Consider the following 9340-nt stretch of genomic DNA (forward strand, 5'->3'; position numbering starts at 1 on the left):
TGGTTTTGACTATCCTCTTGAAAAGCCTGATTTTCGTGATCTTTCTGCTCTTTCTCTCCGGTCTCTTCAGCGGTGGAGAAACAGCCATAACCGCTACCAGCAGAGCCAAGTTGCTTGCCCTGAGAGATCGTTACATGAGTTTTCGGAAGGTTTTGGATTGGCTCTTGAAGGATCGTCAAAAAGCCCTCACCACGATCCTGATCGCCAACAATCTGGTCAACATAGCGGCTAGTTCTTTGGCTACGACTCTGGCCGTGATGGTTTTTCAAAAACATGGAGTCGTTCTTGCTGTGACATCCATGACGGTGTTGATAGTTATTTTCGGCGAAATTCTGCCCAAAAGTTTCGCTTTGGCAAAAAGCGAAAAGGTCCTATTTTTGACCCTGCATTTTATCCGGTTCTCAAGTCTGGTGTTGTCCCCCTTCGTCTGGATAATAGGCGGTATAGTAACCGCGATCGGCAGGCTATCCAAGGTAGATCTCTCTCTGCAGGCCTCCTTTGTCACCAGAGAGGAAATAGAGCAGGTGGTTACTATCGGGGAGGCCTCTGGCGCTTTAGAGGAGTCGGAGAGGCGGATGATTCACGGCATAATCTCTTTCGAGGATACCAAGGTCTCGGAGGTGATGGTCCCCCGCATAGATATGGACGTCGTCGATAGCGATATAACAATAGAGGAACTGGTTCCCCATCTGGAGGAACACGGTCATTCCAGGATACCGATCTACGAGGATAGTTTGGACGATATCATAGGGATCCTCTACGTGAAAGACCTGATCGGCTTGCTATATTCAGGGAAAACCGGAGTGAAGTTAGCCAGCCTTAAGAGAGACGCTCTCTTTGTTCCGGAGACAATGAAGGTCCCCGATCTCTTCAACATAATGAAAAGTCGAAGGATACATATGGCGGTGGTGGTCGACGAATACGGTGGTACCGCCGGGATAATAACCCTCGAAGATCTCCTCGAGGAGATCGTAGGGGAGATCCAAGATGAATACGATCACGAACTTCCAGCTATAGAAGAGGTCGAGGAGGGGGTCTATCAGGTTCAGGGAAACATGGACCTGGAGGACCTGAGCGATTTTCTTGGGTATCCATTCGAATCGGAGGACGTTGAATCGGTCGGTGGATTGATAACCGATCTATCCGGGGATTTCCCCAGCACCGGTAGCTCCGTGACCTACGGTCCTTGGGAGTTTACAGTGTTAAGCTTGGCGGATCACAGAGTGATGGAGGTAGAGTTGAGAAAAATTGATTCAGAGGAGTGTGTCGAGGATGACGATTGACAAATTCGACGAGGGCTATAGATCTGGAGTCGTAGCCGTGGTCGGGAGACCTAACGTCGGCAAATCCTCCTTGGTTAACGCTCTTTTACGTTGTAAGGCCACGATAGTATCCCCTAAACCTCAGACCACTAGGAACAGAATAAGGTGTATCGCAGACGTGGAAGGCGGCCAGATCGTCTTTACAGATACCCCGGGAATTCATAAGCCGCAGCATCGTCTCGGAGAGGCCATAGTCGACTCAGCTTTGGAAGCCCTCGACGATGCTGACCTTATCCTTTACGTTGTATCGGCTCAGGACGAGGGAATTACCGGCCAGGACAGGCATATAATCGAGCGTCTCAAAAACTCGAACACGCCTGTTATCATGGTCATAAACAAGGTGGACCTCCTGGGTTCCAAGAAGGCTAAAATTCTTCCTTTGATAGATATTTACCGTAAAAAGCTGAATCCCATGGATGTCCTGCCCGTCTCCGCTAGAGAGGACATCAATCTGGAGATGCTCATGGATTTCATACTTGAGCATATTCCTGAGGGACCTCCTATGTATATGGAGGATATGCTGATAGACCGTTCCTCTCGTTTTCTGGCTGCTGAGATAATAAGGGAACAGGTGCTTTTGAGAACCGACCAGGAGGTGCCGCACAGCGTGGCGGTGGAGATCCTGGAGTATAAATCGCCCGAAGAATATCCTGAACGGAGAGATACCTATATAAGAGGCGTTATCTTCGTGGAACGTCGAGGTCAGAAGCTCATATTGCTGGGCTCTGGCGGCGAGAAGATGAAAGAGATAGGAACTGCGGCGCGGGAGGCCCTGGAAAGCTTCCTAGGAGGAAAAGTCTTTTTGGACCTATGGATAAAGGTCAGGAAGGATTGGCGAAACTCCGAGTCGGAGCTTCGCCGTCTCGGATACAGAGAGTGATCGAAAAACCTCAGGGACTTCGTCGTCGAACCGGGGTCGTCCTCAGACGGGAGATCAGCCCTGAAGGGGATATCCGTCTTATGTGTCTCTTTCGAGGGGATGGCGTCCATTGGCTTTCCTTGCCGGGAGGGGGCCGCGGTAAGGTGAGATTGGGCGGCAGTACCGAACCTCTGACTTGGGGAGTCTTCTCATTTTACAAAGGCAGGAATCGCTCCTTTTTGAAGGAGATAGAGGTAAAGAAGGATTTTTGGGGTCTTCGAAATATGCAGGAATCCCTTAAGTTCGCTTTGGGATGGTGTCGGTTGTTATCCGAGGTGTTACCCTATCAGCATCCTGTCGACGAGGTAATCCCCGTCTTTTTCTGGGCCTTGGAACTTCTCGAGGATAGGAGAGACCCTTGGGGAATGGATCTGCGATTTTTATGGCGGGTCCTTAAGGTCTGGGGAGTGGCTCCTTCTCTGTCCTCCTGCGGAAGCTGCGGAAAAAGGCTTTCTGAGGGAACCTGGAAAGACGGGGTGTTTTTGTGTCCTGTTTGTTCGACTGGCGGGCAAGGTCGGATTTTTCTTGAGGTAGCCGCTTTTTGGGCTGGAACGGACAAAAAAAACTTACCGCAGGAAACGTTATCCGAGGATAACCGTAAGAATTTATATGCCGTCAGGAGTATAATTTCGAGTAACCTAAAGGCTTTTAGATAAAAAACTTTCGGCAAGGATGTGGTCTATTTGAATTTTCAGGAGATAATCTTTCGTCTGGAGCGTTTTTGGGCGGAGCGGGGATGTGTCGTACAACAGCCTTACGATGTCGAGGTAGGAGCCGGTACCATGAACCCGGCGACCTCCCTGAGGGTAATCGGACCTGAGCCCTGGAAGGTCGGCTACGTAGAGCCTTCCAGACGTCCTACCGATGGTAGATATGGAGAAAATCCCAACAGGCTTCAACATTATTATCAGTATCAGGTGATACTGAAGCCCGCTCCTGACGATGTTCAGGAACTTTATCTGGATAGCCTCGCCGCCTTAGGAATAGACCCATCGGAGCACGATATTCGATTTGTGGAGGACGATTGGGAATCCCCTACCGTAGGAGCATGGGGGTTAGGCTGGGAGGTCTGGCTGGACGGTATGGAGATAACACAGTTTACCTATTTTCAGCAGGTCGGCGGTGTGGACATGACATTGGTCCCGGCGGAGTTGACCTACGGAATAGAGAGAATCGCCATGTTCGTTCAGAAGGTCGACAGCGTCTATGATCTTAATTGGAACGATGAGTTGACCTACGGAGATGTCCATCATAAAGGCGAGGTAGAACACTCCACCTACAATTTCGAGATTGCCGACACAGACATGTTGTTTAAGCTTTTCGATATGTACGAGAGAGAATCCCACAATATAGTCGAAAAAGGGCTGGTTCTGCCAGCGTGGGATTATACATTGAAATGCTCTCATACGTTCAATATGTTGGATGCACGAAACGCCATAAGCGTAACTCAGAGGACCGGGTATATATCCAGAATCCGTGCTCTGGCCATAAAATGTTGCGAGAGCTACAGCGCTCAGCGCAAAGCCATGGATTATCCGCTAAAGGGAAAGTTAGTTTAGGAGGGGTGTCGCAATGGAGACGAACAACCTGATTTTAGAGATAGGTACGGAGGAAATCCCCTCCCGTTTCATGCCTCGTGCTCTGAGAGAACTGGCTGATATAGCCTCGGCCGAGTTCTCCGAAGCCCGTATAAGCTGTGGAAATATAGAGACCTATGGAACTCCCAGAAGGCTGGTACTCTCGATAAAAAAGCTCAATTCCCGTCAGGACGATCTCTCGGAAGAGTTTAAAGGTCCCGCCTGGAAAAGCGCCTTCGACGGGAACGGGACGCCCACCAGGGCCGCCGTCGGATTCGCTAAGAGCAAGAATATAGAGGTGGAGGACCTTGAAAAAAGGGACGTCAACGGGGTTCCCTACGTATTTGCCGTGGTAAACCAAAAGGGTGGTCAGACCCTGGGTCTCCTGCCCGATATGCTCTGTAGGATCGTCAACAGACTTGTTTTTCCTAAGAACATGTATTGGAAGAAGACCTCCGTTCGTTTTGCCAGACCTATAAGGTGGATCCTCTGTCTCCTCGACGATAGAGTCGTTCCCTTCGAGCTAAACGGGATAAACTCCGGGCAGATCTCGAGAGGGCACAGGTTCATGGGCGCTCCCTCCGTTTCGGTGTCCAAGGAGTCGTCCTACATGGAAAAACTTTACGATAACTATGTCATAGTGGATCAAAAAAAGAGAAAAGAGAAGATGCTTTCCGCTATAGCGATTCTGGAAAAAGAGATGGACGGGACTATAGATAGGGATCCGGATCTGATAGAGGAAAACCTGTTTCTCGTAGAATACCCGGTCCCTTTTTACGGCAAGTTTGACAAAAAATACCTGGAGTTGCCGGAAGAAGTCCTTATCACCACTATGAAGCACCATCAGAAGTATTTCCCAGTTCGGGATCATTCGGGAAAACTGATGCCTTATTTCGTAGGTGTAAGCAATAACAGAGCCGTTAACATGAACGTCATAGTAGAGGGGAATCAGAGGGTTCTTCGAGCCAGGCTGGAAGACGCCTCGTTTTTCTGGAACGAGGACAGCCGAGTGCCTCTCGCGTCTAAACTGGACCAGCTTAAGACCGTTGTATATCAGGAAAAGCTTGGATCGGTTTACGATAAGGTAATGGTAACCGTTGATCTGGTCCGCAGTTTAACCTCCATGCTTGGATTGGAGGAACATATAAAGCTGATAGAGAGAGCGGCCATGCTTTCCAAGTCCGATCTTGTCACCAACATGGTATACGAGTTTCCGGAACTTCAGGGAATCATGGGAAGGGAGTACGCTCTAAAAGATGGCGAGGATCCCAGGGTTGCCATGGCTATATATGAGCAGTATCTTCCCAAGAGCGCGGGAGACGAAACACCGAGCGATGTAATAGGAGCGGTGTTGGGGTTGAGCGAAAGAGTCTTCAACATGGTCGGTGCTTTCAAAATGGGATTTAGGCCATCGGGATCTCAGGATCCCTATGGACTAAGACGGGCCGTCCGTTGCGTAAACGAGATAATCTGGAGTTTACCCCTCGACGTAAATCTGGACGAGTTCTTAAAAGAGGCGGCCCGCGCCCTCCAGTTGGAGGAAGAGCCCATGGAAGAACTTATCTCGTTCATAAGACAGAGACTTCTTATCCAGCTTAAGGAAAAGGACTTCTCTCACGATCTCGCGGAGCTGGCTGTATCGGTCACGGGAGGACGGCCCCTACAGGCATTGAGGTTCCTCGAATCGTTGAAGTCCGTTCAGGAAGAACAGTGGTTTATCAATCTGGTCACAGCTGCTGTGAGGGTACAGAACATCCTGGCCAAGAACGGAGAGGAGAGAGGAAGTTCCGTAGAGGTCGCAAAACTCCTCATGCCTGCCGAAAAGGATCTCGCCGAAGCGGTCGAAAGCTGTTCCCGGACTGTCTGTAAGGCGGTAGAGGAGGATAACTGGGATCTCCTGATGGAATCCCTCTCGAGGCTTTCCCCCTCAATAACATCGTTTTTCGACGACGTTATGGTTATGGACGAAGATTCGACGGTCAGAGCTAACAGACTGGCGCTCCTCGGAGAATGTGAGGATCTTTTCCGAGAGGTAGGCAATCTGTCTCGGCTGAAGAGGTAGTGTCTTATGGAACAAGGAGAGTTTTAAATGTCTCCAACTATAGCCCTGGTTTCCGATTCGACCGGAGAGACCGCCGAATATATAGTTCAGGCGGTATTGACCCAGTTCAAGGATCTCGATGTAGAGTTTATCCGATTTAGGTTCGTGGATTTGCCGGAAAAAATAGAACCTCTCATAGAGCAAGCTCGAGATAGAGGGGCCTTGGTCGTCTCCACGTTGGTGTCAGATGAGGTCAGAAGAGAGTTGATGGACCAGGCCGAGAGAAATGGCGTGATGGCGATCGATCTTTTGGGGCCTCTACAGGGAGCAGTCTCTCGTTGGAGTGGCTTTAGCGCACTTCAAAAGCCGGGATTGCTTCGTCGAATGGACGATAAATACTTCCAAAGGATAAAGGCTATAGAGTTCTCCATCAAATGCGACGATGGGAAAAGCCAGAATCTGATGCCCTCGGCGGACATAGTCGTACTGGGGGTGTCTAGATCGGGAAAGACCCCTTTGTCCATGTTTCTGGCCAACAAGGGATATAAGGTCGCTAATTTACCTCTGGTTCCAGAGGTGGCACCTCAAGATACTCTCTGGCAGGTCATGCCCCAAAGATGTGTCGGGCTACTGATCAGTCCCGATAAGTTGATGAAAATACGAAAAGACAGGCTGAAAATAATGGGATTGGATCCCGATATATCCGCTTATGCTCAGGAAAAGAGGATACTTCTGGAGCTCAACTATGCGAAAGAGATAATGATCAAGGTAGGCTGTCGTGTATACGATACGACCGATCGCTCGATCGAGGAAATCTCTCAAAATCTCCTGGAAGATATGAGGTTAACCCACGTAAACTAGAGGATAGGGCGAAAGATTACCCCGACGGCTTAAGCCGTCGGGGTAATCTTTTCCGTTATCAGTCTGAAAGGCCGTACTGTTTCAGAAGTTGCTGGTACTTATCCTCGACCGTTGCAGGAGTTTCTCGCTCATCGGCATATGGATCGGTCGCGGGCGCGATCCCCGGAGGAACATGGGCGGGGATGGACGGCGGAATCACAGATGGAGCGACTTCTGACGGAACGGTCATCTCTCCCAGCTGGAAGGATCTGTCCTGAGGAAGCAGTAATAATCTGGGAGCGTTGGGGTCCTCCATCGCCATCATGGGAGATCCGCCGTGTAACGGACAAATTGCCTTCGGTGCTCTGTCCTGCGGCAAGTACAGCTCTGCGAAAGAGCAGCCGTCTGAAGCGATGTAGCCGGATTTACGGCAAACCCTGACCTTGATCACCGCGGAATCTTCTGGTACGTCGAAAATGCTCGGATAGGTTCTCATGGTAACGGCTTTTTCCATGAAATTTTTCCAAACGGGGAGAGCGACTCTCCCTCCCGTGGCGGCCCTTCCTAGAGGTTTATGATCGTCGTTCCCTGCATAAACGACGGAGACCAGGCCTGGTAGTCCGCCAGCGAACCACGCATCGCTGTACTCGTTCGTCGTTCCCGTTTTTCCGAAGACCTCGTATCCCGTTAGAGCCGCTCTGCGTCCCGTTCCGGCCTTGACCACGTCTATCAACATAGATCTCATCACTATGGCGGTGGAGGAATCTATGGCATCTTCTAGCCTCGGAGCGTGGCTTTCGAGTGTTTTATCGTTGTTATCCCTTATCTCTCTTATGGAGTAGGGAGCGACCTTTTTGCCGTTGTTTGCGTAAACGCAGTAAACCGATGCCATCTCCAGAGGGGTCACGCTGGCGGTACCCAGCCCGATCGATAAAGCCGGAGATAGGTGTGGCGATGTTATACCCAGCCTTCTGGCCATGGACATTACTGCTTCTACACCGGTAAGATCAGTAAGCCTAACGGCAGGAGTGTTGTGAGAATGGGTAAGGGCTTCGAACAACGTTTCTTCTCCTGCGAATTTTTTGCTGTAGTTGCCGGGAGTCCAAATCTTGTCAACGCTCTCTTTTATCTCGTAGGAGATGGGTTTGTCCAGGATATGATCCGTGGGCATATAGCCGCTTTCCAGTGCCGCGGTGTAGAGTATCGGCTTGAAGGCCGAGCCGGGCTGACGATAGGCCTGAGTGGCTCTGTTGAATTTGCTGACCTCGAAATCCTTTCCTCCGACCAGAGCCAAGATCTCCCCGGTCTCAGGATCCATTGCTACTATAGCTCCCTCCGACTTGAGCTCTTGGATGGCCTCCTCCGCCGCTATCTGTAGATCCAAGTCGATGGTAGTGTATATCTTTAGGCCTGAAGAATAGACGCGATCTCTTCCATATTTAGGCAACAGTCTCTTGAAAAGTATGTGACTCACGAAATAAGGTGCCTTGTTGACGTTGAGCACGTTTTTTACGGTGGTGTTGTTGAAAGTCAGTTTTTCCGATTGGGCTCTTTTTTTCTGTTCTTCCGTTATCCACCCCAAAGTAGTCAGTCTTTGAAGGACGTATCTTTGACGGACTTTGGCTTTTTTGAGGTTTTTTATCGGAGAATACCTCTCCGGTGCCGCTATAAGACCTGCTAGAACCGACGCCTCAGCCAAGGTCAGGCTCGACGGCGTTTTTCCGAAGTAAGCCTGAGCGGCGGCTCCTATTCCCCAGGCCCCGTGTCCGAAGTATATGGCGTTTAGATAGGTCTCCAGTATCTTATCCTTGCTGTACAGTTGTTCTATGCGAAGCGATAGGATCGCCTCTCTCCCTTTTCTCTGCATAGTTTGATCCAATGTGAGAAATAAATTTCTGGCCAGCTGCTGCGTTATCGTGCTTGCGCCGTGCCCACCTTCACCTGAAAAGATCGATCGCATAATCGCCAGGGGTCTTATCCCGTGATGGGAATAAAAAGAGGAGTCTTCCGCTGCTAAAGTGGACATCACCATCCACCTGGAGATATCCTTGAGCTCCACCGGTCGTCTGTTTTCCAGAAACAGTTTCGTTATTACCTTGCCATTCCTATCGTACACGACGCTGGCTTCGTTAGCCTTATAGGAAAGGATCTCGTCGTCAGAGGGTAGGTCCTGAGCCAGTTTCGATACGATGACGGCAGTCCCTATAGCGCTCAAAGCGACTATTACCGTCAAAGACAAAAAGAAAAAGGTCCCCAGAATTCGCCAAAGAGAAGAGGGGGCCTTCCGATTTTTAGTTTTTTTGCGTAACATGAATCACACTCCCTGAGGGGTTTTTTCGTCGAGCTTATCGATACCATTGGATTATAACACTCCCATCCTCATATCTTCGTAGGAAATCCATTGAAAAAGAGAGAAACAGAAAAAGCTTATGGAGGGGTTGCACGATATGAGGTAAGATGTTATAGTACTTCGGTCGCCGCAGGGCGGCACGAAACTTGAAAAGAGAATACAGCGCATGAAACGAACTAGCGTAACTCGAAAAATTTTATGGAGAGTTTGATCCTGGCTCAGGACGAACGCTGGCGGCGTGCTTAACACATGCAAGTGGGACGAAGGTATGAACTTGAAGGCTTCGGCTGG

Annotated in this window: 7 protein-coding genes; 6 read left to right on the forward strand and 1 reads right to left on the reverse strand. The window is 49.9% G+C overall.

The window, feature by feature from the left end; all coding sequences use genetic code 11:
• Positions 1-5: 5 nt before the first annotated feature.
• The 6 genes from L2W48_RS11935 to L2W48_RS11955 all read left to right on the forward strand — a co-directional run bounded on the left by L2W48_RS11935 (position 6) and on the right by L2W48_RS11955 (position 6720).
• Entirely contained in the window at positions 6-1283 is a 1278-nt protein-coding gene (locus L2W48_RS11935; protein WP_236100080.1) for a hemolysin family protein, read from the forward strand.
• A complete protein-coding gene (era, locus tag L2W48_RS11940) occupies positions 1273-2202 on the forward strand; it encodes a GTPase Era (RefSeq protein ID WP_236100081.1) in 930 nt (309 codons plus the stop codon). Before L2W48_RS11935 ends, era begins: the two co-directional genes overlap by 11 nt.
• Positions 2203-2465: 263 nt before the next feature.
• Positions 2466-2897 (forward strand): DNA repair protein RecO, encoded by a 432-nt coding sequence (gene recO, locus L2W48_RS13165; RefSeq protein ID WP_369123583.1) that lies wholly within the window; start codon positions 2466-2468, stop codon positions 2895-2897.
• 27 nt (positions 2898-2924) lie between these two features.
• The gene (locus tag L2W48_RS11945) at positions 2925-3800 is read left to right on the forward strand and encodes a glycine--tRNA ligase subunit alpha (protein WP_236100082.1); all 876 of its coding nucleotides are present in this window, start codon (positions 2925-2927) and stop codon (positions 3798-3800) included.
• 13 nt (positions 3801-3813) lie between these two features.
• The gene (glyS, locus tag L2W48_RS11950) at positions 3814-5880 is read left to right on the forward strand and encodes a glycine--tRNA ligase subunit beta (protein WP_236100083.1); all 2067 of its coding nucleotides are present in this window, start codon (positions 3814-3816) and stop codon (positions 5878-5880) included.
• Positions 5881-5907: 27 nt separating this feature from the next.
• A complete protein-coding gene (locus L2W48_RS11955; RefSeq protein ID WP_236100084.1) occupies positions 5908-6720 on the forward strand; it encodes a pyruvate, water dikinase regulatory protein in 813 nt (270 codons plus the stop codon).
• 58 nt (positions 6721-6778) lie between these two features.
• Here L2W48_RS11955 and L2W48_RS11960 read toward each other — a convergent pair whose 3' ends face one another.
• Positions 6779-9010 (reverse strand): penicillin-binding protein 1A, encoded by a 2232-nt coding sequence (locus L2W48_RS11960; RefSeq protein ID WP_236100085.1) that lies wholly within the window; start codon positions 9008-9010, stop codon positions 6779-6781.
• Positions 9011-9340 lie beyond the last annotated feature (330 nt).

This window comes from Dethiosulfovibrio russensis (genome assembly GCF_021568855.1).
GTDB lineage: Bacteria > Synergistota > Synergistia > Synergistales > Dethiosulfovibrionaceae > Dethiosulfovibrio > Dethiosulfovibrio russensis.

What these genes read in the sequence shown, in the direction of transcription:
- recO (WP_369123583.1), top strand. Translation starts at nt 2,466, where the DNA reads ATGCAGGAATCCCTTAAGTTCGCTTTGGGATGGTGTCGGTTGTTATCC.
- L2W48_RS11960 (WP_236100085.1), bottom strand. Translation starts at nt 9,010, where the DNA reads ATGTTACGCAAAAAAACTAAAAATCGGAAGGCCCCCTCTTCTCTTTGG.
- glyS (WP_236100083.1), top strand. Translation starts at nt 3,814, where the DNA reads ATGGAGACGAACAACCTGATTTTAGAGATAGGTACGGAGGAAATCCCC.
- era (WP_236100081.1), top strand. Translation starts at nt 1,273, where the DNA reads ATGACGATTGACAAATTCGACGAGGGCTATAGATCTGGAGTCGTAGCC.
- L2W48_RS11955 (WP_236100084.1), top strand. Translation starts at nt 5,908, where the DNA reads ATGTCTCCAACTATAGCCCTGGTTTCCGATTCGACCGGAGAGACCGCC.